General features: G+C 46.3%; 23 protein-coding genes. 8 read left to right on the top strand and 15 right to left on the bottom strand.

Annotated features, from left to right (window positions below; genetic code table 11):
• Positions 1-27: 27 nt before the first annotated feature.
• Positions 28-879, top strand: a complete 852-nt coding sequence (locus tag ACHZA2_RS15435) for a protein-glutamate O-methyltransferase CheR (protein WP_319537998.1) — start codon at positions 28-30, stop codon at positions 877-879.
• Between the two features lie 4 nt (positions 880-883).
• Here the strand turns inward: ACHZA2_RS15435 and ACHZA2_RS15430 are convergent, their stop codons facing one another.
• Complete coding sequence (locus tag ACHZA2_RS15430; RefSeq protein ID WP_319580442.1) at positions 884-1,150, bottom strand: hypothetical protein; 267 nt, start codon at positions 1,148-1,150, stop codon at positions 884-886.
• 110 nt (positions 1,151-1,260) lie between these two features.
• Here ACHZA2_RS15430 and ACHZA2_RS15425 point away from each other — a divergent pair, with 110 nt between their 5' ends.
• Positions 1,261-2,496, top strand: a complete 1,236-nt coding sequence (locus ACHZA2_RS15425) for a hypothetical protein (protein WP_319580441.1) — start codon at positions 1,261-1,263, stop codon at positions 2,494-2,496.
• A 16-nt stretch (positions 2,497-2,512) separates the two neighbouring features.
• Here ACHZA2_RS15425 and ACHZA2_RS15420 read toward each other — a convergent pair whose 3' ends face one another.
• The 4 genes from ACHZA2_RS15420 to ACHZA2_RS15405 form a co-directional block, all read right to left on the bottom strand.
• Complete coding sequence (locus tag ACHZA2_RS15420) at positions 2,513-3,112, bottom strand: molybdenum cofactor guanylyltransferase (protein WP_319580440.1); 600 nt, start codon at positions 3,110-3,112, stop codon at positions 2,513-2,515.
• Positions 3,109-3,579 carry a methylated-DNA--[protein]-cysteine S-methyltransferase gene (locus ACHZA2_RS15415; protein ID WP_319580439.1) on the bottom strand — a complete coding sequence of 157 codons (471 nt, stop codon included), beginning with the start codon at positions 3,577-3,579 and terminating at the stop codon, positions 3,109-3,111. The genes ACHZA2_RS15420 and ACHZA2_RS15415 overlap by 4 nt, the downstream gene beginning before the upstream one ends.
• Entirely contained in the window at positions 3,576-5,594 is a 2,019-nt protein-coding gene (locus ACHZA2_RS15410) for an ATP-dependent DNA helicase (RefSeq protein ID WP_319580438.1), read from the bottom strand. The genes ACHZA2_RS15415 and ACHZA2_RS15410 overlap by 4 nt, the downstream gene beginning before the upstream one ends.
• A gap of 92 nt (positions 5,595-5,686) precedes the next feature.
• Positions 5,687-6,091, bottom strand: a complete 405-nt coding sequence (locus ACHZA2_RS15405) for a bacteriohemerythrin (protein WP_319580437.1) — start codon at positions 6,089-6,091, stop codon at positions 5,687-5,689.
• Positions 6,092-6,110: 19 nt separating this feature from the next.
• Here ACHZA2_RS15405 and ACHZA2_RS15400 point away from each other — a divergent pair, with 19 nt between their 5' ends.
• The 4 genes from ACHZA2_RS15400 (at position 6,111) to ACHZA2_RS15385 (ending at position 10,624) form a co-directional block, all read left to right on the top strand.
• Entirely contained in the window at positions 6,111-6,272 is a 162-nt protein-coding gene (locus ACHZA2_RS15400) for a hypothetical protein (protein WP_319580436.1), read from the top strand.
• 118 nt (positions 6,273-6,390) lie between these two features.
• The gene (locus ACHZA2_RS15395) at positions 6,391-6,768 is read left to right on the top strand and encodes a hypothetical protein (RefSeq protein ID WP_319580435.1); all 378 of its coding nucleotides are present in this window, start codon (positions 6,391-6,393) and stop codon (positions 6,766-6,768) included.
• A complete protein-coding gene (locus ACHZA2_RS15390) occupies positions 6,726-8,603 on the top strand; it encodes a NosD domain-containing protein (protein ID WP_319580973.1) in 1,878 nt (625 codons plus the stop codon). The genes ACHZA2_RS15395 and ACHZA2_RS15390 overlap by 43 nt, the downstream gene beginning before the upstream one ends.
• A 158-nt stretch (positions 8,604-8,761) precedes the next feature.
• Positions 8,762-10,624, top strand: coding sequence for a PAS domain S-box protein (locus tag ACHZA2_RS15385; protein ID WP_319580434.1), 1,863 nt, complete (start codon positions 8,762-8,764; stop codon positions 10,622-10,624).
• Between the two features lie 22 nt (positions 10,625-10,646).
• On the opposite strand, the gene ACHZA2_RS15380 is transcribed toward ACHZA2_RS15385, so the two are convergent.
• Together ACHZA2_RS15380 and ACHZA2_RS15375 are read right to left on the bottom strand one after the other, a co-directional pair.
• Positions 10,647-11,639 carry a hypothetical protein gene (locus ACHZA2_RS15380; RefSeq protein WP_319580433.1) on the bottom strand — a complete coding sequence of 331 codons (993 nt, stop codon included), beginning with the start codon at positions 11,637-11,639 and terminating at the stop codon, positions 10,647-10,649.
• A 203-nt stretch (positions 11,640-11,842) separates the two neighbouring features.
• Entirely contained in the window at positions 11,843-12,865 is a 1,023-nt protein-coding gene (locus ACHZA2_RS15375; RefSeq protein ID WP_319580432.1) for a hypothetical protein, read from the bottom strand.
• 171 nt (positions 12,866-13,036) lie between these two features.
• On the opposite strand from ACHZA2_RS15375, the gene ACHZA2_RS15370 reads away from it, so the two are divergent.
• On the top strand, positions 13,037-14,023 hold the full coding sequence (locus ACHZA2_RS15370) for a hypothetical protein (protein ID WP_319580431.1): 987 nt from the start codon (positions 13,037-13,039) through the stop codon (positions 14,021-14,023).
• Positions 14,024-14,084: 61 nt separating this feature from the next.
• On the opposite strand, the gene ACHZA2_RS15365 is transcribed toward ACHZA2_RS15370, so the two are convergent.
• The 4 genes from ACHZA2_RS15365 to ACHZA2_RS15350 all read right to left on the bottom strand — a co-directional run bounded on the left by ACHZA2_RS15365 (position 14,085) and on the right by ACHZA2_RS15350 (position 18,794).
• On the bottom strand, positions 14,085-14,864 hold the full coding sequence (locus tag ACHZA2_RS15365; RefSeq protein WP_394698602.1) for a PHP domain-containing protein: 780 nt from the start codon (positions 14,862-14,864) through the stop codon (positions 14,085-14,087).
• Positions 14,865-14,976: 112 nt separating this feature from the next.
• A complete protein-coding gene (locus tag ACHZA2_RS15360) occupies positions 14,977-15,366 on the bottom strand; it encodes a tetratricopeptide repeat protein (protein WP_319580429.1) in 390 nt (129 codons plus the stop codon).
• A gap of 105 nt (positions 15,367-15,471) precedes the next feature.
• Positions 15,472-18,003 (bottom strand): CARDB domain-containing protein, encoded by a 2,532-nt coding sequence (locus ACHZA2_RS15355; protein WP_319580428.1) that lies wholly within the window; start codon positions 18,001-18,003, stop codon positions 15,472-15,474.
• Between the two features lie 122 nt (positions 18,004-18,125).
• Positions 18,126-18,794 (bottom strand): hypothetical protein, encoded by a 669-nt coding sequence (locus tag ACHZA2_RS15350; RefSeq protein ID WP_319580427.1) that lies wholly within the window; start codon positions 18,792-18,794, stop codon positions 18,126-18,128.
• Between the two features lie 144 nt (positions 18,795-18,938).
• Here ACHZA2_RS15350 and ACHZA2_RS15345 point away from each other — a divergent pair, with 144 nt between their 5' ends.
• Positions 18,939-19,862 carry a DNA glycosylase gene (locus tag ACHZA2_RS15345; protein ID WP_319580426.1) on the top strand — a complete coding sequence of 308 codons (924 nt, stop codon included), beginning with the start codon at positions 18,939-18,941 and terminating at the stop codon, positions 19,860-19,862.
• 24 nt (positions 19,863-19,886) lie between these two features.
• On the opposite strand, the gene ACHZA2_RS15340 is transcribed toward ACHZA2_RS15345, so the two are convergent.
• From ACHZA2_RS15340 to ACHZA2_RS15325, 4 genes are all read right to left on the bottom strand, one after another.
• Entirely contained in the window at positions 19,887-22,448 is a 2,562-nt protein-coding gene (locus ACHZA2_RS15340) for a U32 family peptidase (RefSeq protein ID WP_319580425.1), read from the bottom strand.
• An 89-nt stretch (positions 22,449-22,537) separates the two neighbouring features.
• Positions 22,538-22,819: a DUF1294 domain-containing protein gene (locus ACHZA2_RS15335; RefSeq protein ID WP_319580424.1), complete on the bottom strand. Its 282-nt coding sequence runs from the start codon at positions 22,817-22,819 to the stop codon at positions 22,538-22,540.
• 91 nt (positions 22,820-22,910) lie between these two features.
• Positions 22,911-23,348: a GtrA family protein gene (locus ACHZA2_RS15330; protein WP_319580423.1), complete on the bottom strand. Its 438-nt coding sequence runs from the start codon at positions 23,346-23,348 to the stop codon at positions 22,911-22,913.
• A gap of 310 nt (positions 23,349-23,658) precedes the next feature.
• Complete coding sequence (locus tag ACHZA2_RS15325) at positions 23,659-25,080, bottom strand: PEGA domain-containing protein (protein WP_319580422.1); 1,422 nt, start codon at positions 25,078-25,080, stop codon at positions 23,659-23,661.
• Between the last annotated feature and the right edge of the window lie 443 nt (positions 25,081-25,523).

Below are 25,523 nucleotides of genomic sequence, written 5' to 3'. Positions count from 1 at the left end.
ATCCACTCATTTCACTCAGGCACAAATATGGAAAAAAAACTCCCAACCCCGGTTTTTCCCCAGATATCAGTACCCCAGGTAAGTGAAAAAGGGCTGCCCGAACTGATACAGGATGTCCAGAAGCGCCTGAAGATTCAGCTGACAAATTACAAACAGGACTACATCAAACGACGAATGCTCTCGCGTATGAACTCAACGAGATCAAAAGATTTTGTTGAGTATCACCAGTATCTTCGCACTCACCCTGAAGAAGAAGAGAAACTCAGAAACGCCCTGACCATCAATGTCACCAAGTTCTTCCGAGATCTGGAAGTCTTCGATCTGGTAAAAAAAGAGATATTTCCGGCAATTCTGAAAGACAAACGAAATATAAAGATCTGGAGTGCCGGATGCTCGTCAGGTGAAGAACCATACACCTATGCCATTATTCTCTATGAACTCGGGAAGACCGGTCCTGCATACAATGGGGCCATTATTGCCACTGACATCGACGAAGAGATGCTCAAGAAGGCAAAAATCGGGGCATACGAGAAGAATGCCCTGGAAAATATGACCGAAACGCAGATAACGAAACATTTTGACAAGAAGGAGGATGGAAAATTCTACATTAAGGATCATATAAAGCAGGTGGTCAGGTTCCAGGCCCATGACCTGATGATGTCTGGTCCGGTATCAAGAATGATAGATATGGTCTCATGCAGGAATGTTACCATCTACTTCAACGAGCAGCAGAAGAAAGACCTCGTGAAACTCGTGCATGAGAGCCTCGGCAAAGACGGTTTTTATATCATGGGGATGTCAGAGTACATGGCAAAAGACGTTGAGCACCTCTTCAAACCATACAAGCCGATGCTGAAGGTATTTCAGAAGACTGAATGAAAAATTAACCCCTTTTCAGCAGACTACGTTTCTTCGGGAGTGGATCCAGACCCGACAATTCTCTGTTTCTGTCCTCTTTTTCTTCATGGGCCTTGATCTCACCATACATCATATAAAAGTTGAAAACAACCCCGATGAGGATCAACAGGCTACCTATCCACAGCGCTATTCCTTTCGGACGGATCGCCTCGATCATCCACATGAGTACCAGGATTATTAACAGGCCAATGACGTAAAAGGGCCCCCATAGCCTGAGGTTCAGAAATTTCATCAGGTACTCCACATTGTGCTTGACATCTTATTAAATACTCTGATAAAAAAATGTCAGATAAATCCTGGCCATGAGTAAGTAGATATTTTTTCACGTTCTCACTTGTAGGTATGGAACGGGGAGAAAAGTATAGAAGAACAGGAGTACTCCTTCTTGCAGTCTCCATTGTAATTATGTATACAATGATCTGCGGTTGTGTCGAGGTCACCCCTCCGGCTGGAGAGAAAAATGCTTCAGCGTACGGATCTGCAGGATCTTCAGGAAGCCTTACATCAGGTCTTGAAAATAGAACACCTTCCCCGTTGCCTTCCGCTTCAGGAAGTCCTGCGGGGCAGGGATCAACACAGGTATCCGGACAACCAGAAACAGGCTCGAATACAAGCCAACTGACTCCGCCTGAAGTTCCTGTGGTAAAGGTTACCCCGCGAAGCCTTCAGGGTCTCCCAACCCCTACCGAAGCACATTCCTACTCTGCACTCAATAACCGGTCAGCCATCGGACCGAATGCAGAATTTGTCACAATATACGATATCAACCACTCCTTCTCAAATGATGCAGTTGCATACACCTACACAGTTGAGAATCCTCCCCTGTATGTGGATCTTAAGTTTGCTCCGATAAATGAAACCCACGTCATTTCATACGATAAACGAACAGGAGACAAAGAGGGGCAGATAGATCTCACGGTAAACCGTCCTCCAAGGGATGCCTGGTTTGAGATGAGGGTCTATAATCTCCGGGATGGATCTGAAGTACTGGCTGAAGGATTTGGAAAGACGTACAGTCAGTCAAATAAGACAGTTGTGTTGAGATCAAGTGGATCATACCAGTTTGATCTCCTCGGAAACGATGTGAATGCCACCGTAGTCCTGAAGGTACCGGTCAGTTCTGCCGCACTTGATCAGTTCCAGAATGTTACCAGTCTGATAGACACAAAAAAACATGAAGCAGGACTCATACCTGCAATATACCTCACCCTTTCAGATCTTCCGACTGACTGGAAGGTGTCAGGTGATGTCACTCACACTGCTTCCCAGTATCAGTCGATCTTTGTGAACCCGTCATCTGGATATAAACTTGAACAGACCATCAAAAAATTTGACTCAACAGACAAGGCCATGGCATCACTTGCTGATCTAAAGAGTGCAGCATCTTCAGATAATCCGGCTGCTACACTTATCGGCCATGGAGGGTTCCAGTTTGAAACAGTCCGGAAAACTGAAGTCGCATTTGTGCAGGGGCTCTACCTGGTTGAACTGACAAGTTACTCAGTACCGGCCGTCTCACTTACAGATCTTCAGCGATACGGAGTCATCATCGTATCACGGATAAATTCTTCTGGATAATCTAAGTCTCCTCTTTTTATTTCAGGAGTGAACTGAACTCCTGCAGATCATTGATGTTAGTGAAGGTCTTCAGTTCAGGATCGATCATTCTGATCTCAGAGACAGGAACAATCTGCCTTGAGAGGTGGTCGGTAATATCCCTAATCTTCCTGGCAGTATGATGCGAAAAGAACCAGACCAGTGCCTCTCTCCTGTAGACGGCATGAAGAGGTTCGAGGTGCCCGCTCTCCCATTCAGGGATGGCTACATCGGCATCCCCAATGCGGACAAAGAGATCTTCTATCACCGCAGACGAAATAACCGGCATGTCACAGGCGACAACGATGATCAGCTCACCTCTGGAATGGGAAAGGCTACTCCTTATCCCCTCCACCGGCCCTGTTCCCTTTTCGGTGTCAATTACACAGGGATATGGATATGAAGCGGTAACCTCCCGGGCCTGTTCTTCATCACGACAACTCAGGATGATCTCATCGGTGACAGAGCTCAGGACACGGATCTGCCTGTGTAAAAAAGTCTCTCCTTCATACTCAAAGAGATACTTAGCCCTTCCTCCGGCACGGGTTGCCATGCCACCAAGCAGGATGAGACCAGTTCGTGCTACTGAAATATTCACTCATGCTCCTGCATACCAGGCCCTTGCCGTGCAAGCCTCTTGATCGTTGCACCTTCAATCCGAAGCAGTTCCTCCTTTATCCAGATATCAGGAGTAAAACCGCCAAGCCCTTGTGAGGCTACCACGCGATGGCAGGGGACAAGAAGCGGGGTTATGTTTCTGCTCATGGCAAGTCCTACAGCACGGGGACTGGTATCTGCCTGTCGAGCAATCTCTCCATACGTCTGCACCGATCCATACGGGATAGCCTGCACCGCTTTGTAGATACGACCATATGTACCAGACTGGTCAGGCAGAAGAGAGACTAGAGGTTCAAAAGTTGTTGCTTTTCCTGAGAGATACCGGGTGATGACCTCAGGGACCGGGCCAGGAATACCTGTACGCTGAAACCGGATTCTGTGTACAATCTCGCCATCCCACGAGACATTGACGTACCAGAGCCCTAACCGGCACGAGCCCTCGCTCACTTCCACCCCCTGATCTGTTTTGAGAACTCTTCACATGAGCATGGGACGAGTTCTTCCTGGATCCATCCAGGCAGACGGGTACGAATCTGATCCTCCAGAAACCGTTTCTCTCCAAACACAAGCACACCCCGGTCTTCAGGAGTCCGGAGTACCCTCCCGAGAGCCTGTTGTACTTTGTTGAGAGCAGGTAATGTATAAGCGAGAAATTTTCCTTCTTCCCCATATCGCTGCGTGTAATAATCCATGATCATCTGCCTGACCCGGTTCCAGGGTGCCAGAGGAAGACCGATCACCATGGCGCCCGTAAGCATATCACCACGATAGTCCAGACCTTCAGAAAACTTGCCACCGCAGACTGCAAACAGAATACCAGAGCGTCCGGTTCTAGGAAGGTTCATGAACCGTGAGAGGAGTTGTCCGGCTTCAGAACTCTCTTTAGGCTCGATAAAAACTTCTTTACTGATATGAATCTCTATCTCCCTGACGATGGTCTCCAGAACCTGGTATGATGGGAAATATACAGCAAGGTTTCCGGGGCTTGATGCAAATGCCAGGATGTATTTGATAAGCCTCTGTGAATGTTCCTTGTTCTGCCTCATTGAAAAGGCAGACGTGATATCATTAGCACCAAGGATGAGACGGTTTTTCTTTGGGAACGAGTTGGGCAACTGAAATCTTTGGACAGGAACGTTGTCTGTCAGGGTCCGGAAATAGAGCTGCTGGTAACTGGACAAAGGTGTGAGGGTGCCGGAGATGAGGATCATACATGAATGCTCTTTCGCAAGTGCAGATAGGGCGGGAGCAGGATCAATATTTTGAGCTTTGAGTATGATCTTTCCCTGTTCTTTCTGGTACACTGTAAGGTATGACGGGTTGCGAAGCGAGAGAGTGAGACGGGAGAGAAACATGGTAAGCCGCTCAATGCCTGTCGCCTTGTAATCACCCTTCTTGGTACTCACCTCTTTCACGACATCGGATACCTCCATCAACTGATCCACGACCTCTTCCAGGCTGTTGTAAAAGGACTCCCTCAAAACCATTCTGGAAAATATGGCAGGGTCAAACCAGTCTTCAGCCTCCATCGAACGTTTGAGTCCGTCGATAAACCGGTTCACCTGAGGAATCAGGTGACGAATTGCCTCAAGGTTCTTCATCTCCTTCTTCAGGGTGCCGATCTCCCGTTCAGCAGCCTCCAGCGCCTGCTGATCTACAGACACCGAGAGGATATCCTGCATCACGTCACCACAGTTGTGAGCCTCATCAATGAGGAGCATGATTTCAGCGGGCTCACGCTGAAGGTTCAGATAGAGTTGTTCCCTGATCTGGTCATCAAAGAGATGATGATAGTTGAGTACCAGGAGATCGACATGCTGCGATGCCTGCACCATTACCTCATACGGGCAGAGACCTTCGCAGAGATCTCCGATGCATCCGGGCTCAACTCCTTTCGATGAGATGATCTCAGCTTTGCGACGGCACGATTCAGACGGGATTATCTTTATGTTTCCACTCTTTTCAGAGTAGACTGCAGTCTTACTCCTGATGAAAAACGGACATAGAAGGGGATGGTCAGGATCGTTCTTCTTGATCTGCTGAAGAATATAGGGATCTTTTGATGGATCCATTGCGCCCCGGTCTGCCCGTTCTTTGATGAGCGAGGTTGAGAATGCTTTGACAGCCTCGCATTTTCGGTATATATCACCGACCCCGCCAAGAGGACAGAGCGATCCCTTCCCAACAAGGTATGAATATTTTAGTCCGGGCTGTTTTCTGCGAATCAGATCCAGTTCTCTGATATAGGTTGTCATCTGCGAGATGGTCCGCACGGCAACGACGACCAGTCGATCTCCCCTCTCAGCAAGGAGGGAAGAAACAACGCTTGACTTACCTGAACCGGTTGGTGCATCAATCAGGAGAACTCCTCCGGAGCGGGCACAGGCTGCTGCTTCATTCAGCATATCCTCCTGCCCCGGTCGGTATGCCGGGTACGGAAACCACCGGTCAAGCTGGGTCATGCCATACCTGTTGATCTTTCTTCCTCTTATCTCTGTAAGAAAAGGATCCGGGTACTGTAGGAGTAATGGCGGAAGAGATGAATACAAAAAAGTTACAGGCCGTTTTCTTTAAAAATGGCTGTGTATTGCTTGTCTGTTCCCTTGATATGTTTTGTAACCCAGTCACGTAAAAAGGTCATGATCTCAAGGGAGAGTCCGAGCTTACCGGCCTCGAACTCCTTCTGAAACTTCTCGACCTCCTGGACGAAACCTTCATGCTCTTTCTTGTGAGCCAGGTAATTAGTGTACTTGAACTGCTGCATGTACTTCTCCTCTGCCTGGAAGTGGTAGACGGTATATGCGGCCAGTTCGTCGATGATCTGTGATACGACCTGCTTTCCCTGTTTTGCAAGCATCGCTTCATGAAGTTTATTGATAAGGTCGATGAGACGCTGATGCTGCTGATCGATCTCAGCAACCTGCACACTCAGATCATCAGACCATTTCATGATTGACATATGTGGAGGTGGAACGTCTATGCGGATAAGAGCATCTGTTCTGAACAACAATTCAAAGGGAATAACCGAACAGTTCGTGAAAATATTAATACAGAAGATTCAATCATCAACCGGAAGAGAAGCGACATCCCGCCAACATGACGATGATCGCGGTAGCAAGATATACCTGGTGGTGACATGATGTGGAAGTTCATTTGAGAGGTTTTCATGAATCTGTTATCCGCCATACCCACAGATACCCACTCTGTTCCATCAGATTCATGCCAGCCTGGAACCTAAAGGTATGATAACCTGATCACATGCCTCCACATCAGATATCTCTCACTACCTGTTGTATCCTGGTTATATTGGTTACATCACAGGGCATACCGAGTGCTTTGTGCGAGAGCACTGGAAACAGAACGTATGAGGAAAGTATTCTTCTCTCATTACCTGCCGTGATCACAACACCCGGAGTATACAATCTCACTTCAGACTTAATCGGGATGAATGGAACTGATGCAATCACAATCCTGTCATCAGATGTAATCCTTGTTGGAAGGGGCCACAGCGTGGAATCAAATGGGTCAGATTTTAACCAGACAACCGGAATCAGGATAGAGGGAAAAGGTGAAGCCATCAGCAACATCAGCATATCATCGGTAAGAATATCTGCTTTCACTCAGGAGTCAGAATAGAGAATGTATCTGATACAGCGATTCAGAACTGTTCACTGAATTCAAATCAGGTTTTCGGAGTAGCACTTACCAATGTATCCGGGGTCACCATCACCAGTTCTGATATTTCAGCCACCCATCCTGGAATGGGTGGATCGGGTGGAGATGGCATAAGGATTGATGATTCGAAGGGAGTCACCATCAGGTCTGCTCAGGTTACAGAAAGCGGGACAGGAGGGTCCGGAAACGGGATTCAGATAACCAGATCATCTGCCATCACCATCGACGGCTCGACAGTTACCACCAGTGCAGGATCCGGAGTCTCAACTGAAGGTAACACATCAGGACTTGTTATCCGCGATGCGATCATCACGGGAAACAGTGCGAATGGTATGAGCCTTGGAGAAGGATGTTCCGGCCCACAGATATCAGGATCACAGGTACGTGATAATACGTTGACCGGTATCGAGATCACCTCTTCAAAAAGTGGAATCCTCGCAGGAAATCTAATAGAGAATAACCAGGTCGGATTAAGCTTTAGCAATTCTGAGGATTTCAGTGCAAACAGTAACATCATCAGAAACAACAAAATAAACCTTGATGTTACCGGCAGCACACCCGCAGAATACTGGCACCATATCGACAAAACCAACCTTGCAGACGGCAGACCTATCTGGTACCTTCTCGGCAGTCATGATATCAGAATCAGTGCTGGAGACAGCCCCTCGTGTATCTATGCGGTGAACTGCTCAAACCTTACTATTTCAGATCAGGTACTGAGTAAGAATGGTGCAGGAGTTTTCCTGATCAATACGGATACGGCAAATATCTCACGGATATCATCTCTAGACAACACCTTCGGAGTCAGAATCGGGTATGGCAGCCGGAACATCAGGGTCACTGAGAGCAGTACAGAGACAAACCTCATCGCCGGTTATGCAGTTGCAGACAGCCAGAACATCACCTTCAGATCATGCACTGCTCAGGACAATCTTGTCGGCTTCTTCTGTACAGAAACTGACAGACTACTCATGGAGTTGTGTGATGCACACAACCAGAAGGGGCTCCGACGCCGCGGGCCATCAGGTTTTTTGATTTCAGACTGCAAAAACGTCTCGGTGATGAACAGTTCTGCCATGCATAACCAGTTTGATGGAGTATATCTCAAAGATTCACCGGGTACAATTATTTCAGGTACAACCCTCTCTTCAAATGATATTGCAGGGATCGCTTCTCTGGCAGAGGGAGTACTCCTTTCGAACTCAACTATATCAGTCAATGGTGCCGGAGGTTTACTCATTTACGGCAACTCTTCTTCCGTCCAGGGCAACAGGATCCAGGAGAATAAAGGAAGAGGCCTTATCATCGATTCAGCAACCGGAACAAGGATCTGGAACAACTTGTTCAACAACACCAGAAATGTTGAGATGACAGGGATCAGTACGAACACAGAATGGAGTATTACACCCAAAGTTGGAGCTGGAGTAACCGGCCATATGATGGTTGGTGGCAACTACTGGGGATCACCTGACAACTCAGGACTGTCTGATACCTGCATCCCTGATACAGATGGGTTTTGTAATATTTCGTATAAACCGGGTTTGAATGGGATCGATCTTCATCCGATCAGTTCCAAAACTCCAGAGGGTACAAACTCATCAGCTGTGATTTCAACCCTCTCAATATCAGATACACAGTATGACATCGATCAGAATGGCCAGGTAAACCTTCAGGATGTCATTGCACTGATGCAGGGGATTACATCAGGAACGATGATTGGATCATCCTATGATTTTAGCCAGGACAGCAGACTCAACCTTCAGGATGTTGTTACATTATTCAACCTGGTCTCCTGATCAGGGCTACTTTTTTTCGGATCTGTGCCTGGGTATGCTCACATAGATAGAGAGCACTGATAGGAATAGAGAGTCAGGAGACTGACTTGATGGTGATACAGAAGAGATGGAACTACGTATAGATGAGATAAAACCAAATTCAACCTTCTGAACATATTATGGACTTATTATACTACTTTCTGGGAATAGTCCTCATCCTTCTACTCTACCTGGTTTATACAAGGCAGATTCCATCTCTTAACAGAGAGACACAATATTTTCAAAAAGTTTTGAGTGCAGCACCGTTTCCTGCAATTATTACAGGATTATCAGATAAAAAAATTCAGATGATCAATGAACGGGCTGCTCACCTGTTTGAAGTTCCAGTTTCAGGAACCACACGCCCAAACGCTGTGGATTTTTTTAGTACACCTGAAAAACTGGAAGATATTATTCAGGCTCTCCTGAACAACGAGAAGATCGTAGATTATGAACTCAGGCTGATGACACGCCATGGCAGGGAATTCTGGGCTCTTCTCTCAGCCAACCTGATAGCGACCGATAATACTACTACGGTCTTCATGGCGTTTGCTGATATCACCCATCAGAAAGAACTTGAAGCGGTAACACTGAAGAACAAAGAATTATACAAATCCATAATCCGAACATCTCCTGATAACATAACCATGGTTGATACACTCGGTAAGATCTTCATGCTCTCCCCGGCAGCCTTCCAAATGTTTGGGTATTCTCTGCATGATCATTACCCATATGGCACACCCTTTTTCGACATGATCCATCCGGCAGATAGGGGGAGGGCAAAACAAGATATCAGGCGGCTTAAAGCGGGAGATAATACCGGACCAAGCGAGTACAGGGCATGGAAGAAAGATGGATCTATTATCTATATCGAAAGTCATGCTGAGGTCATTAGGGATGACCAGGGAAGACCAGACAGTATTCTTTACATCATCCGGGATATTACCAGGCGAAAGGAGTCGGAAAAAATTATCAGAGAGAACGAGGAGAAGTTCACTACAATATTTCAGGAAGTTCCCGATCCTCTCATCATCTTCAGAAATGACGGCGTAATTATTGATCTCAACAGGCAATGCGAACAGTGGTTTTCAGTTGAGAAAAAAACCTGCATCGGATCGCATCTCCAGAAGATATCCCTCTTTCCGACAAGGGATACTGAAACTGATCTCGCCAGTATCATCCTGAATCTCTCACCTGGGGAAAAAATAGAGACACAGATCTCTCTTCCCGATGGGAGTCGGCGTCATACCATCCTTTCAACACAATCCATCACCATCAGTGGTAATCCCGCTAAACTTCTCCTGATTAACAACATCGATGAGATAAAAAAGGCTTATCAGGCTCTTGCACTGGCAAACAACCAGATCAATCTTTTAACAAGTATCACCAGGCACGACATCCTGAACAAGGTTATGCTCATATCGGGATACAGTGAGATCCTCAAAGAGGATATTAAAGAAGACTCAGTGATTCAGACCCTTGAGATCATATCACAATCAGGAAAAGATATCCAGAGTTTGATAGGGTTTACAAAGGAGTATCAGGATCTCGGTGCCTTACAGCCAAAGTGGCAGTCTATCCACTTCATTATGAGAAAGCAGGTGATCAGATCTATGATTGCTGATATCACTCTAGTTCTTCCTGATGTAGCTTTGGAGATCTTTGCAGATCCGATGCTTGAAAAGGTACTCTACAACCTTGTGGAAAATTCCATGAGGCACGGAGGGAAGATATCCGGAATAACAATGTTCCATGAATTTGATGGAGAAGACTGTATCCTCAACTATACAGATGACGGGTTAGGCATTGCAGAAGCGGAGAAGGAGATGATCTTCAGGAAAGGGTATGGAAAAAACACCGGGCTCGGGCTCTTCATCATCAGAGAGATCCTGATTCTGACCGGGATTACCATCACAGAGACCGGGACACCAGGCAATGGGGTCAGGTTTAAATTGCGCATCCCTGCAGGATCATTCAGGATTACATCAGAAATAGAAGGTTGATCGAGATCAGGCTAAGGTATTGTTATCCAGCTATTCTTTCACACATCGAGAGTTCAGGGAAGTACCTGCTTATCTGATACCCGATATCAGAGAGAAACTGCATGACTTCATCTGATGATCGAGCATGGAAGGATCCGGTAAGAGAGGGTGATCTCTCTACAAAATTTTCATATTCTGACAACTGAGCTTCTCCATGCAGTATCCAGAGAAGGGGAAACGGGGTCAGAAATCCGGGTGACGGTATGAGAGCAGGGGAGGCCGGACCATACAGACTGAGCGTTACGATAAGACCCTGTATCTCTATTCTGAACATATTGTCTGGTGAATCATCGAGGAAGTACCCGATGATCAGGCTGTCAAGATCACGTATTACCAATGCAAATGGATATTCTGTATATGATTCACCAGCTTTGACTTTGCTGACGCCCTGCATGAAGGAGCGGACGATGAACCGATCAACAGAGTCGAGCCGGTAACAGAGCGCTCCGTACTCCAAGCATGGATTAAACCAGTCCCTCATGGTTTCAAGGCAGGATTTACAGGCATTTATCTGCCCGAGTAGTGAGGAGGTATCACGGTCGTCATCACCCATAAAGCGCCAGATTCCCTTTTCATCAAAGATAAAATCAAGGTTTCGCAGGGTAATCTGTAGTGAGTCCAACTTTGAGATCTTTTCATTAAGTCCTGGCATCGATTCACACAGATCCAGATCCACGGATTGTGATATGATCTGCACACGATCAGATATGATCTCAAGTAGTCTGAACAGGCCTGGTATGGTTATTCTTCCAGCCGGGTTCACTGTGGAACCAGTGATCGTGGATCGGTAGGTAAAAGGTATGTTTTCTCTCTGTAGTAGCTCATCCAGAGGTGACTCTAGTTGATGCCGGGCATGACGGAGAGCAAGACTGATGACCCTGATGACCTGAATCGCCTGGTTTGATGCAGTAATTCCACGAACGATCTTGTGTTTACGATCTGTCACCCGTGACAGGCAATAATCTGCTTCGACCATTTCTCCTCATTATTTTCTGGCCTGCACGGACTGCAGAATCCGGCAGGCAGATGATTCTTTCTCTGGTTGTATTAACCATAATCATTATCTCATGTAACTATGGAGAAGCAGGAGGTGTATAGGGAGGCTTAAACGCATGAGACTGGAAACATCGATCAACAGGAAAAAGGATTATTTTTTGAAATCTGCTGCGATTCCGGTTATCAGGTCGAAAGACCGAAAGTCTTTCGTGCAGTTTCAAGGGTATCACCGGTCTTCAGACCTCCACCGTACAGGATCTTCATAGCTTCCTTGTCTAGTTCACTCAGTTCACGGTTCATTCCCTCATTCCGGTAAAAGAAACTATCTTTGTTCTTATATGAAACACCGTGAAGACCCATGCTGTAGAGAAGCCCTTTCAGGATATAGTATCTCTGTTCTTCTTCGCTCAGGGTGTTGACAAGATAGACGTAATCATCATTCACGATACCGATGAGTACTCCATTCTTGTTCTTGATCAGATGATCACTATCCTTTTTCTTATCATCATAGTACTGCTGCAACATCTTGTCTGTGATGATCTTGATGTTGTAGTAATTGTACGGGACCACCTCGTAATTGGACTGCAGGAAACCAAGTGTTACTTCTTCATCCTCAAACTCAGTAGTCCCGGATAGAGAATTAAAAAGTGTGGACAGGTTTTTGACGTATGATATCTCCGAGTCAGTGTAATATCCGTCCAGCCAGAACTGGTACTTTTTATCCGACTTGAAAAGTTTGATCTTTGAATTATCAAGCCCGAAAGTGATATCCAGTAGATGAAGAACTACATCCTCCTTATCAAACTCCTTCCCAGAAGTTCCGGTCTCCCGTTCAACCTGCATCAGATCTCCACGGAGAATCAGACCTTTGGACGATACAATACCGAGAACATAATCCTTGTCATTCTTTACCAGGTACTCATCAGGACCCATCTCTTTCTGAAGCTTCTCCAGCTCAAATGCAGGTACAATTCTGATGTTGTAATATACATCACTGGTTTTTGAATCATCGGATCCGGCATGGACTGTTGACTTCTTTTCAGATTCACCAGATTTTATCGTGCTTCCACTATCCGCCCCTGTCCCGTTGACAGAATGATTCTCTGTAACACCACTGTTTTTTTCTCCGGTCTGAGCTGTACATCCTGCCAGGAGCACCGCAAGAACCAGGGTGAAAAGTACCAGATGAACGGCTTTAATCCTCACAAATTATCTATTAATCTCAGTTATATTTCACCATTTTGCCTCTCCTGACTACATAATAGGAGCAATATTAGAATAGAGAATATGAAGATAGGCAATTATGAATAGAGAACAATATGCTCCCATAGATTAAATTTAAACAAATTTTATATGGATTCATGAAACAGTTCTTGTATGAGGAATTACCAACTCCCGGTTCACTGCTGCTTTATCCTTCTGTTGTGTTTCGGAGTGGCAGGAGTTGGTACAGGGGATACAAATATTTCACCGGAAATTAGCACTTTATACGAAAACTCAGTTTTATCTGATACCATTTCATCAACAGGAATAATATTCAGGAATGAGTCGGATGCTCTCTATGAGATCAAAGTGGTCTCCCCTGAACTGCTGAAAAAAATTCAGATAAACTCAGGAGCAGGAGATCAGATTCTTAAAGCAGGCCCGGGTATTACGCTCGGTATCTCAACCCCTCATGTTCTCTACATCAGAGGTGACCTGCAGTCTGATGAGTATCTGCTCAAGAACAGGAACGACACGGACACCAAAGATAAAATCTCCGATCATATGATTGCGATTTTGTTCGGACGGGACAATGCAAATATTACTCTTCTTCAGACCGATCTTGATTACATGTTCTGGTTTGACGAAGAATACACCAGTGATGATATTAATACAACCATTGCATTTGCGCGGGCATTCAATAATCTTTCAACTACAACACAGTTTGAAGATGAGTCAGTACTCAAAGGGGAATTAAAGAACAATTATGAGAAGATCCCATACCACTATTATCAGATAAAGATCACAACCCGTCAGTTTCTCGATAATTACAAAAAAGACAAGTACAAATCCTCATCCGAAGAACTTCTCAAAGACAAGAGCGGTAGATTGGTAGGTATCCTGGCACCTGGATATGTCTACCTCTGGGATGGGCTTGAAGGAAAAGATCGAAGATATTTTATCACGAAATCTCTACTATGGAACCTTGGGCTTCACGGAGAGACAAGTACTGAACCGGACAGTTTCTTTTACACCCGGGCAAACTCTTCAGCAATGCTATCTGATCTGGATAAAGATGCCATTCAACTATTGTATGGTGGAAGGCTGATGACCGGAATGAATGCTGATGCAATCAGGAAGGCTCTTGATATCAGCCTGTAAAAACCATAATTATTTCCAGAACAATGGTAACATAGACATACAAAAACCTGCAGATTATCGTCTATTCGAGATAATGATCAGGTATGACCCTCCGCGTCCGGTCTGGATGAGCACATGCCTGAACCAGATTCTTCAGGGATCCCGGTTTCGTATAGAGCATGGTATAGATGCAACCTGGAAACCGGGAGTATGGATCTTCTGAGGAGAGTGTATGCGAATCAGATCCTGCAATAACCCCCCAGGATCTTCTACCTGTAGGCCACCCATGTCCGTCAGTGAGAGACTCAACAACCCTGATACTTGATGACTCTACTATAGGGAAGAGTAGTTCAGATTCAAGGTGTAGCAGTCCTTTCCCGCGTCTCCGATCGATATGTGCAGGGATCGCTACTCCGCCACTTGTTATGATACGACTGATGAGAGCAAGAGCCCCAACCGCTGCAGTACATGATGAATCACCCCTCGCATCTGCAGGTGATCCAATATTGGTTAGAAAATTCTCGACAAATGACGTTGTTACTGAAGGATCAAACAAAGCCAGGATGTGTATGCCATCTGCTGTGGTAATCTCAACACCAGGGATGAGAATTAATGGACGAAATGAAGGGATCTTGTCATGTTTCAATGTTGAATAGGCTTGTTTCAGCGGATCAATCCACCTGCCGGTGTTATGATCAGTAATGGCAACAAGATCGATCTGTTGTTTCATATAGGCACAGAGCCATTCAGACTCTGAAACCCCTTTCATTTCAGGAGTGTCACAGGAAGCGGGGGTATGAGTGTGAAGATCACATTTCAGCCACCGATACCCAGCGGAAAATTCCTTTTCCTCACTCATCATTCAGGTTGAAGTTACCTAATCCGCATCAAAGTTTTCACTATATTCTCTGAACTATCCGGATGAATCAGGAGAGAGTAGAGAGGATACAAATAAGAGAGGTACAGACGATAACCTAATGAATCAGCAGTAAAAACAACGTTACTCCAACAATAAGAGCCAGAACCGCGAACCCGACGATATAATACATACGTGAAATCTTTGCTGGCTTCTTCATATTCTCCGACTTCAGCTCCCAGAGAATTTTGAGTTTCCGGTTGTTTCTCCCCCTATTTTGGAGATACACAGGATTATCAGGAGCCAGCAGAAGAGCATTTTTAAAACAGGTATCAGCATCTTCATATTCTCCTGCCTGCGAATAGACCACCCCTAGTGCGTTCCAGGCCAGATGATACTGATCATCCACTTCGAGTACATCAAAGAAGAGATCAGCGGCCTGCTGGAGATTACCTGTGTGCCAGACTTTTTTTCCTTCACGAAAAAGGGAGTTGGGATTTGAGTTCATGATGATAGTGGAGAAATAATTACAGATAGGAATAATCCAATGCATCCGGATTAACGAATCAATAAATATGTGGTAAAGATATAAAGGAAAAAGCACGGCTCCTGTTTATTTCACCACAACCGGACTTTTTCCTGTTGCAATATTATTATCGCGGTTCGTATCAGGTAACTCGGTTGAAGAGTCTGCAAAGATTACAAAGTAATAACTTCCCGGGGTAAGCGATGCAGGGATTGGAACCTCAGTATCACTTACCATCTGTTTTCCTGATGCGAGACTATCAATCCTGCCTTTACCGACCAGATAACTTGTCTGCGGGTTGAATTCTTTATCAGAGGAGAGGTAGAGAGAGACATCAAATGCTCCTGCATCAGCTTTTCCTGCATTTTGTAGTGTGGTGGTGGCTTTGAAGCTACCACCAGGTGTTCCGGAGGTTCCTGATGACCTGACCTTTACCACCAGATCTGGAAGAAGTTGCGTAGAGAGATTTGAAGTGACCTGCTTTGATGCAGCAGATGTAGTTGGTATTGCTGTGGGTGCTGATGTAATGCTTGTTGGTACAGCGGTCTGAATCGCGGTAGGCACCGGTGTCGCTTTGACCGTTGGGATTGGATTTGGTGCAATTGTCGTTGGTACCGGTGTAGGAACTTCAGTAACCACAGGCGTTGGGGTGGGAATTATAGTAGTAGGTACAGGTGTTGGTGTTGCAGTTGGTGTAGGTGTCTGTGTCAGAGTTGTTGTAGATACAGGAGTACCAGTTCGGGGTTGGATTGAAGTCTGTGTGACAACAGGTGTAGCCATGATAGTGATCGGAGAGTCAATAGCATGGGAGTTGTTCGTCTTATCACTCTCTGTGACAGCAGTCTGGCTGTCTGCCAATGCAACAACGTAGTATGAACCCGGAGTGATATTTTGAGGAATCGTTGCCGCCGCTTTACCCTGGCGAGCTTTACCAGCCGCAAGATCAGGCACATCACCGAATCCTAATTCGATATCATCATCAGATACAGTTCCATCGGTGGAGAGGAACACAGTTAACCTGAATGTCCCGGCGTCACCATCGCCGGTATTACGGACAGTAGTATTGATCTGGATCTCCTCACCAGGGGTTGCTGTTTCCGGAACTGTAACTGCATCAACAACCAGGTCAGGAAGTTTAGAGATAACCGATTCGGTAGATGGTTCTGGTGTGGATTCGACGGTCATCACCGGCTCTGATGTCTGGACAGGAGTTGTAAGCACTGTAACCGGTTTTGGGTCCGGGGTTGGAGTCAGAGTCAACACCGGTGACACTACCGGAGTAGCAGTCACTTTTGGCGTGACCAGAACCGGGGAAGGAGTCTGAGATGGTGTGGGAGCAGGTGAGGATGTTTGTTCATAACCCGGAACAGAGGGTTTCGTGATGGTGATCAGAGAGTCTGCCGAGTGGGCATTATTTGTTTTATCGTTCTCCCGGATTCTGGTTTGGCTATCCGCAAGCCCCACCAGATAATATGAACCTGCTGCCACATTCAGGGGTATGGTTACTATCGCAGTGCCCTGACGTGCCTTACCAACAGCGAGATCAGGAATATCCCCGTACCCGAGCTCGATATCATCATCTGATACCGTTTTGTCCCTGGAGAGGTAGACCGAAACCCTGAACTTTTCGGCATCAGCATCACCAGCATTACGGACTGTTGTATTGATGGAGATCTCTTCACCCAGTATTGCAGTTGCCGGACCAGATACTGAATCGAGTACAAGGTCTGCCCGCTTTGTGGAGATCGGTTCAACAACCGGCGTGACTGGCACAGCCAGCTGGATACTGCCACGCTGGGTACCGGTGCTGGTATTCACTTCAGGGATATTCACCTTTGCCGCTGCGGTTTTTCCATTGTTATCTTTGCTGATCTCCCTGATCTGGCGGTTCGGATCGATGTATCCACCGATGTAATAGTCTCCGGACGGAATTTCTGCTATCGGGAAGTACCCGGCGATAGTCTTCTTGGTTCCCGGGAGGAGGTTATCCACCAGGTAGAATCCTATTGGAGAGTCTTCAGATGAGACAGGCGTACTGTAAGAGCCATAGAATGAGATGAAGAAGTTACTGGTCGGTTTCACTCCTTCATTACCAATGACTGCTGTTATCTCCACCTGCTGGGTAACCGGGTTCACTGCGGCCTGAAGATCATATAATACCATATCCGGACCGGTCGGATCAGGACTGTTTGTCATATTGACATCAGACTGGATCATCTTCTTGAGTTGATCCTCACTATCAGTCGGTCTTGCTGTCGGGACCGGAGTCACCTTCAGGTTTGCTAGTGATCCAACCTTTTTGAGATAGGGATTGTCTATAAGAGGATCGAGTTCTTTTGCCTTTGCTAGACTCTCCTGGGCTTCCTTTGTCCGGCCAAGCTCAATGAGGGTTTTGCTTCGCCACATCCAGGCACTTGCAAGTGTTGGATCCTGAGAGACTGCATTGTCAAGAAGGGTGAGAGCACGATCAAAGTGACCGAGTGAGTATTGACCAACCGCTTCCTTGATCCAGTACTCGGGATAATTTAGGTCAGTTGTAATATTCGCGGCACTTCCCATCCCGATAGAAAGTGCAAATATTAGGAGAAAAAGAAAAATATGCCTGCAGCCAGTTTTCACAGATATTCACCTGATACTCATCATACCTTGCTCTTCCGGCCTTGATATCTCTTTGCACAAAGCAGATATCGATCTGATCCAGATTTTTCAGCCAAAGCAGAGGATGAATAAAGGAGATGAGATCAGGCACCAATACTGGCCAGACTACATGGAGAGTCGGCATACACCCAGTATGCACGCATTGGAACCATCATCCGTGAGTCGGCATGAGTATCATTGCCTCCATTGATGATAGAATCTTCAGTCTGCTGCTTTGCCGGATCCCAGCCGATAACCTGAGTCCAGGTCTTCCTGATAGAGAGGAGGGAATCCCGTGCCGAAGCATCTGAAGCACCTGAGAATCCGACAAGGTTCCAACCGGTCTGAAGATCCTTTACCGGGGGGACCTGAAGGGGATCAACCGAGTACGAGAGAGTTATTTTGTCAGGTTTTGCAGAGTAGATAAAGTACCCGTCAAGCGGTGAAAGTTTGTCCTGTGCGGTGAGGTCCTTCCATCCCTTGCCTACTGGATCATACGTCCATATACTTCGCCCTGCGGAATCAACATGAGCAAAGAGGGATGCAGAGTTCTTATCTTCAGAGAGTCTGCGGGGAATTCCGACCAGGTTCCAACCGGTCTGCAGTTCAACCATGCCAGAGTTGTAATCAGTGCCTGTACCTGCTACACTTGGGGGTGCTGCCAGCGTGGCTGAGACGTTTCCTGCTGGCAGGACCGCTGAAGTATAGTTATCTGCAACAGTACACATGGTAGCAAGAGACAAAAGAAGTGCCATCCCCAGGATCCAGATCATGAACCTCATCGTTGTATCACCAGAATTCCGCACATTATCAATATTTATCCGTATTTGTGCAGAACTATTTGGCTCTATCGTTCCAATTGCCAGAATGGAGCAGGTTAGAGAACTGATATCAGGCAGAGTGAACCTATGCAGATTATGAAGACCTACAATATCAGGAGAGACCAACTTCCATTTGATCTGGATCTCACACTTGATTGTGGGCAGGTCTTCAGGTGGCAACGCATCAAGAACACATGGAACGGTGTTGTCGCAGGAAGAGTAGTGACAATCAGTCAGGATGGACCGATTCTCACATATGACGGAATGGATGAGGCAGACCTGGTCAGGTACTTTACCCTGGATCTCAACGTTCAGAAAATCATCAGTCAGATTAGAAGATCAATAGCAGTATACTCTGGTGAAACAAGAAGGAAGACAGATCAGCATTTTGAGACAGCAGCATCTGCGGGTGCCGGTCTTCGGATCATCAGACAGGATCCATGGGAGTGCCTAATCAGTTTTATCTGTTCACAGAATTCGAACATCCCTACTATAACAAAAAGGATCTCTCTGATCTGTGAACGGTATGGACATCCACTTGGAGACAGCAGGTTCAGTTTTCCATCACCTGCCGACCTGGCAGAAAGAATGGAGGATGAACTCAGGGCCTGCTGCACCGGCTATCGTGCACCCTACCTTGTAGGAACAGCACAATACATAATCAAAGACCCGGATTTTCTGTCACGTATCGCCATATGTTCCATGTACGATGCAAAACAGGAGCTGATGAAATTACCGGGTGTCGGGCCGAAAGTTGCAGACTGTGTTCTCCTCTTTGCGTATAACCGGTATGAGGTTGTACCGGTTGATGTCTGGATCAGGAACATCATTACCCATCTCTATCCAGAGGTCAGAGAACGGAAGTGTAACAGGAAAAAATGTTCGTACGATGATATCGCTGATTTTTGCAGAGATTACTTTGGGGATTACGCCGGATATGCCCAACAATTCTTCTTTGCTGCACGACAGGATCTCCAATTAGAGAGAGGAACTACTGACAGAGACACAGACAAAATGTAATCCTAAAATCGGTAGCTTGTTCAGTCAGGAGTCACCCCTGCATAACCCACGTTTCCAGGTTGCAGTTGTGAGCACACCCCATGCACACGCTCTTATGGCATCTTTACGTGTGTTTAATTCTTCTTGGTTCAGATGTGGATTTCTGACGGCATCAGACCATAGTGAGGTCATCTCCCATGCATACTCTGACCCCCGCCACCTCGCATCGATCACCCCGAATTTGACCCCGACATCTTTAAGGGTTTTCAGATTATCAATGAGAGAAGTTTCTGCTGAGTTAAAGATGTGCGTTCTTCCACTTGAATCAATCACGATAGGAAATTCCTGACCTTTCTGATCCCGGAGTGCAGATCCAATCTCTGGGTCTCCAGATAAAATCGGTCCGCCGGGTTGATCCTCGGTGATCATAGCTTCAATCAAACCCTGAACCATGACAGCAACAGAAGGCGAATGATCTGAAAAGTCTGCCTTTTCAAGAGTCTCTCTCACCTCATCTCCTGACAATTCACAGGAGAGAGTACAGAACTCAAAATTTATATGAACGGCAAGTGAACAATGGTTCGTGATGTTGAGTCCGCTGTATCCACTGATCTGTATATCAGGGGCAGAGGCCAGTATCGTTTCGGCGACTCCTATCCCGTCCACCATCATATATTTCACACCTGCCTTTTTCATTCGTGGTAGTACCTCGATGAGATGATCCATTTCAGAGCGGAGAAGAATCTTTGGCAGTTTTATACCGATTACATCAGTTAGTGAGGGGCTCTTAGTAAAAAGAGCAAGTATTGTCTCAAGGTGATCCGAAGATCCAACCGTATCACGGGGAGGATACCACTCAATATATACTCTGAAAGCCCCTGCTTCCACAGCTGAAAGGGCTGATACCGGATCTGATACCAGTATTACAAGTTGCATCTCATCGCAACAAGACTGAAATACGGGTTCTGAATCCAGTTTAGTAATACACAAATTTGCACGTTTTTTTACAATTTGTGTGGTTTCTGATGCAGGAATGTATGATTGTATGATGGTTGCTTCTGCAAACTCCAGAATCTCCCTTCGGATTCCATTGAGCATAGAAACCGGTGCAAACAAACCATCGGGGCAGGAGATATTCAGTTGTTTCATCGTAAAAAGAGTACCTCCGGTTTTTTTGATTGCATCACTGATCTGATCTGAACTCAGGGGACGTGAGCGTGCAGGGCTGAATCGGGCCTGGGCTCTGAATATGAAGGGAAGATGGATCTTTTTTCTTGTATCAATCTCTCCGGATATATCAACCACTCCATCAGTCGAGATGTTGATCTCAAGAGATAGATCTATAGAACCATGATACAAAGAATCAGGATTAGTCGTGAGATGTTCCAGAAGTTTTGTGGTTCTTCCCCTGCTGGTGAGATAGATATGATCACCACGATGACAGGAGAAATTTGAGTCCAGAAATAACTGCCCATTTCTGATGAAAGGATCATGACGAAGCACAAAACCCTGTTCACTGGTTCTGCTGATACAGACCAGACCATCGCCTCGTTCGGGAACCAGGTCACCTGCCGGTTTCACACTCAACAGCCCATCATTTGTCAGACCCGTGACAGTTCCGACAAAAAGGCCTCTTTTTCCAGGAAGGTTCCTACCCATCACAGTCTCACAGGTCTCATCATTCAGATACCCAGTTGTAAATCCGCGTGAGAAGACCAGGGCCAGATCATTCTCGTCTTCAGATGACGGAGAAAACGTGCCTGACATGAGGGCATCAAGGGCACGACGGTAGACCGACACTACTGTTGCTCCGTATGAAGGAGATCTCATGCGGCCTTCGATCTTTAGTGCTGCAATAGGTAATGAGGAAACTGAATTAAGAACCGGATACACGGAGAGATCACGGGTTGAAAGCAGATACTGATCAGGAAGATCAACCGGCCTTGGTTTTATCAGTTTCCCATATTTACCGCGGGTCCCCCTGATAATTTGATATGGTTTTCTGCAGGGTTGGGCACACATTCCCCGGTTTCCACTCCTCCCACCTATGACGGCGGAAAGCAGGCACTGACCGGAGTAGGCATAACAGAGAGCTCCATGCCCGAATATCTCAACCTCCCCACCAGTCTCTTTCAGAGATTCTGCAATATCCCTGACCTCCTGCGCCGGTAGTTCCCGTGCCAGAACAATGCGGGTACATCCCTTCTCGAGGGCATATCGGGCCCCTTCCCGGTTGTGAACAGCCATCTGGGTTGAGGCATGGAGTGCCGGAACTCTGGAAAGATCGGAAAATAGGTTTGATGCAATGGAGAGTATCCCCAGATCCTGGATGAGAATCGCATCAACACCGATGGAGCAGAGATATTCCAGATATCTGACAACCTGGATAAGTTCTTTATCATGAACTAATGTGTTTACTGTGACATAGACCTTCACTCCCCGGAGATGAGCATATTTTACTGCATTTTCAAGGGCCTGATCATCAAAGTTACCTGCAAAGTGGCGGGCACCAAATCTACTACCACCAAGATATACCGCATCTGCACCTGCTGCAATTGCAACCCGGCATGCCTCTGCTGTACCAGCCGGAGCAAGAAGTTCGATCACCAAAGAACACCAGGATCTGTAGAGTTCACCAACATATGGCTAACAGCACTAGAGAAGATCAGTTGGAATAAATTCTGTTCAGACGTCACTTACCATCCCCGGGTCAGGAACAGCGTGATCAGAATCACATGAAGGATCATGATTATTGGAACCAGAAGAGAAAATCGCATCTTCTGGGTTTTATGTCTAAAGATCTGAATCGCCAGAAAGGCACCAAAAGGACCGAAGAGAGATCCAATCAGGAGGTTCTTCTCTGAAATCCTCCATCTATCACGTCGTGCCTGCACCTTATCATACCCGTAGAGGAGAAAGATGCCACCATTCACAAGAGCGTAGGCCGCCTCCAGGTATGGCAGCAGTTGATCAGACATAGTACCCAATGATTAACCGGGCTGTGACCTATAGATTACCCCTCATAAAGGACGATTACCAAAGAAACCTAAAATGAGAGATAATTTGATATTACTTCCAGATTCTGAACGTTATAGTTGTCTGTGCATAATAGTTCCACAGAAACGCTACGATAGTCGCCCCTGCTTTGGCAATAAGATAATGAACCTGAAAAATTTCAACGCTTATGGAAAGGACTGCAAGATTCAGGGAAAAACTACTTGCTGCAATGATCAGAAACGATGAACCCTGTCTTACATAATTCTTGCTCTGGTTGCGATAGTTCAGTGATTTATTCAGGGAATAACTTAGTAAAGAACCAGTACAGTATGAGCCCGTAGCTGATACCAGATACCAGAGTCCTATCTTTTCAGTGAGAAACCAGAGCAGACCGATATCGACACAGGTTGTAAAGATCCCAATAAGAAGGAATGCACCCAGGTGCTCTCCAAGGCAGGAGAGAAGAACTACATTCTCCTTCTCCCCAGTATTGCAGGGAAAATCAGGCATCTCTGCCCCCTTTAAACTCAAGACAATAAATCCTTGTCAAGGTTTGCTGAGTACATCTCATACTATTGGGATACGGCACATGAACAGGAAAATCTGACAACCTGAATTACATCAGGGAGGCAGGATATTAACAATCAGCAATTGGTAGAGTTGAAGGGCACAACCTGCCGGTAGGAAATTGTATTAAAAAGTTAGTCGCAGTCTTTCAATTTACAGATGATAACGAGAAGGGAGAGAGACTCAAAACGAGTTTAATTTATTAAATTGAAAAAAAGAGAAAGAGTTTGTTACACCGAACTCTCAGTACAGATTATAACCTTCTACTTGCACAGAATCCACCAACAATCAGGGATATGAAGAGAATCCCTATTGGTAGTGGTGACTTCGTCGCGACTGGGACAACTGTCTCTGTTGACTGGATGGGGCTTTGATCAGATGGTGCAGGATCCTGGGGAGTCAGCACAGCAGAGATCGCTGTGGTCTGACCTGAAGTGATCGAGATGTCACGTGCATACCAGATGTATCCATCTTTAAAGATAGTGAGATTATACTCACCAGGACTGACACTTTGGAGGTTCAGCGGACTGCTCCCCCGGTACACATTGTTGAGAAGGACACCAGCACCGGTTGGGCTGGACTGAACATCAAGTGTTCCTCCATCTGTCCTGGATGACGATGAACCAGAGACCACAGGTTCCAAAGCCGCATTAACTGTCACAATCTCATTTCGGTACACTGTTATTACAGAGGTATAATCATAATAACCAACGCTGGAGATCGTGATCTGATAACTTCCTGGTGTCAGACTTGAAATTCCCAAATATCCAGATGACGGTGTTCTTCCTTCGTAATTATTGTTCAGGTACACAGTTGCATCGGTCGGGGTGCTGATCACCTGAATCGCCCCATTATCCCGATCATACCTGGGTGCATACAAGGGGCTTGATTCGTACCGGTAATGGCCAGGATCCGGATTCGAGTATCTGCCATAATAATAGTTGGGATCCCCTCTGTGAAGCAGAATATCTGACATGATAGGATCAGGATCATTGTCACCAGGGACATGTGTCGGCTCACCATACCATTGTTCCGGGGTTGGGGTAACAGTTATTGTAACGAGGGAGACTGTCGGTACCGGGCCTGGATGAAATCTGCCGTCAGGATATTCAGGGGAAAATGGTTCACCAGGATTCATAGGTTGAGTGAAGGTTGGAGTCGGAATTGGGTTTATTGGATTCAAACCCGGACCCTGGTAAGGATCATTGGGTTGACCAGATATTGGGGTAACCAATGGAGTGGGTACATCACTCATAGCCGGAGAAGGAACAGGACTAGGACTGCCCGAACCAGGACCAAAGTGTGTGCCATTCAGAAATCCTTGAGAAGGTGTTGTAATTGGAGTAGGAATATCACTCATGACCGGTGAAGGAACAGATATGTGAGTGCCCGAACCAGGACCGAAATGAGTTTCATTCTGAAGCCTTTGTGAAGGTGTTGCAATTGGAGTTGGAACATCACTCATGACCGGGGTAGGAACAGGACTAGGACTGCCCGAACCAGGACCAAAGTGAGTACCTGTTGAAAACCCTTGAGTAGGTGTTGCCGTGGGAGTCGGTACATCACTCATAACCGGGGAAGGAACAGGACCAGAACTGCCCGAACCGGGATCTATATGAGTACTATTCTGAAACCCTTGTGAAGGAGTTGTCATAGGAGTTGGAACATTACTCATAACCGGGGAAGGCACGGGACTAGGACTGCCCGAACCAGGACCAAAGTGTGTGCCATTCAGAAATCCTTGAGTAGGTGTGGTTAAAGATGTTGGAACATCACTCATGACCGGAGAAGGCACGGGACTAGGACTGCCCGAACCAGGACCGATTTGAGTACCTGTCAAAAACCCTTGAGTAGGTGTGGTTAAAGATGTTGGAACATCACTTACAACCTGGCCTGACGAAGGGTTCATTTGGCCACCAGTAAGGCGAGTTACGGTTGTTCGTGTACTTCCGGGTATTGCAGAACTATCATTCTCCTGGGAAGAGGAACCAGATTGAGATGACAGGGTGGCTTCTCTGTTCTGATCCGAAGACAGGTTTTTTTCTCCATTAAGATGGGAGATAGTGCCAGAAGGTTGCAAAGTATTTGACAAGGTTCCTGAAACTGAATCCACATCTG

It is taken from the genome of uncultured Methanospirillum sp. (genome assembly GCF_963668415.2).
In the GTDB taxonomy this organism is placed as follows: Archaea; Halobacteriota; Methanomicrobia; order Methanomicrobiales; family Methanospirillaceae; genus Methanospirillum.
This window is presented reverse-complemented; position numbering and strand designations above follow the sequence as displayed.

Bases quoted from the DNA above. Each gene is read 5' to 3' on its own strand.
- ACHZA2_RS15325 (WP_319580422.1), bottom strand. From the start codon at position 25,080: ATGAGTAATGTTCCAACTCCTATGACAACTCCTTCACAAGGGTTTCAG.
- ACHZA2_RS15410 (WP_319580438.1), bottom strand. From the start codon at position 5,594: ATGACCCAGCTTGACCGGTGGTTTCCGTACCCGGCATACCGACCGGGG.
- ACHZA2_RS15400 (WP_319580436.1), top strand. From the start codon at position 6,111: ATGCGGATAAGAGCATCTGTTCTGAACAACAATTCAAAGGGAATAACC.
- ACHZA2_RS15330 (WP_319580423.1), bottom strand. From the start codon at position 23,348: ATGCCTGATTTTCCCTGCAATACTGGGGAGAAGGAGAATGTAGTTCTT.
- ACHZA2_RS15435 (WP_319537998.1), top strand. From the start codon at position 28: ATGGAAAAAAAACTCCCAACCCCGGTTTTTCCCCAGATATCAGTACCC.
- ACHZA2_RS15380 (WP_319580433.1), bottom strand. From the start codon at position 11,639: ATGGTCGAAGCAGATTATTGCCTGTCACGGGTGACAGATCGTAAACAC.
- ACHZA2_RS15425 (WP_319580441.1), top strand. From the start codon at position 1,261: ATGGAACGGGGAGAAAAGTATAGAAGAACAGGAGTACTCCTTCTTGCA.
- ACHZA2_RS15385 (WP_319580434.1), top strand. From the start codon at position 8,762: ATGGACTTATTATACTACTTTCTGGGAATAGTCCTCATCCTTCTACTC.
- ACHZA2_RS15370 (WP_319580431.1), top strand. From the start codon at position 13,037: ATGAGGAATTACCAACTCCCGGTTCACTGCTGCTTTATCCTTCTGTTG.
- ACHZA2_RS15335 (WP_319580424.1), bottom strand. From the start codon at position 22,819: ATGTCTGATCAACTGCTGCCATACCTGGAGGCGGCCTACGCTCTTGTG.
- ACHZA2_RS15360 (WP_319580429.1), bottom strand. From the start codon at position 15,366: ATGAACTCAAATCCCAACTCCCTTTTTCGTGAAGGAAAAAAAGTCTGG.
- ACHZA2_RS15405 (WP_319580437.1), bottom strand. From the start codon at position 6,091: ATGTCAATCATGAAATGGTCTGATGATCTGAGTGTGCAGGTTGCTGAG.
- ACHZA2_RS15345 (WP_319580426.1), top strand. From the start codon at position 18,939: ATGAAGACCTACAATATCAGGAGAGACCAACTTCCATTTGATCTGGAT.
- ACHZA2_RS15430 (WP_319580442.1), bottom strand. From the start codon at position 1,150: ATGAAATTTCTGAACCTCAGGCTATGGGGGCCCTTTTACGTCATTGGC.
- ACHZA2_RS15365 (WP_394698602.1), bottom strand. From the start codon at position 14,864: ATGATGAGTGAGGAAAAGGAATTTTCCGCTGGGTATCGGTGGCTGAAA.
- ACHZA2_RS15350 (WP_319580427.1), bottom strand. From the start codon at position 18,794: ATGATCTGGATCCTGGGGATGGCACTTCTTTTGTCTCTTGCTACCATG.
- ACHZA2_RS15395 (WP_319580435.1), top strand. From the start codon at position 6,391: ATGCCTCCACATCAGATATCTCTCACTACCTGTTGTATCCTGGTTATA.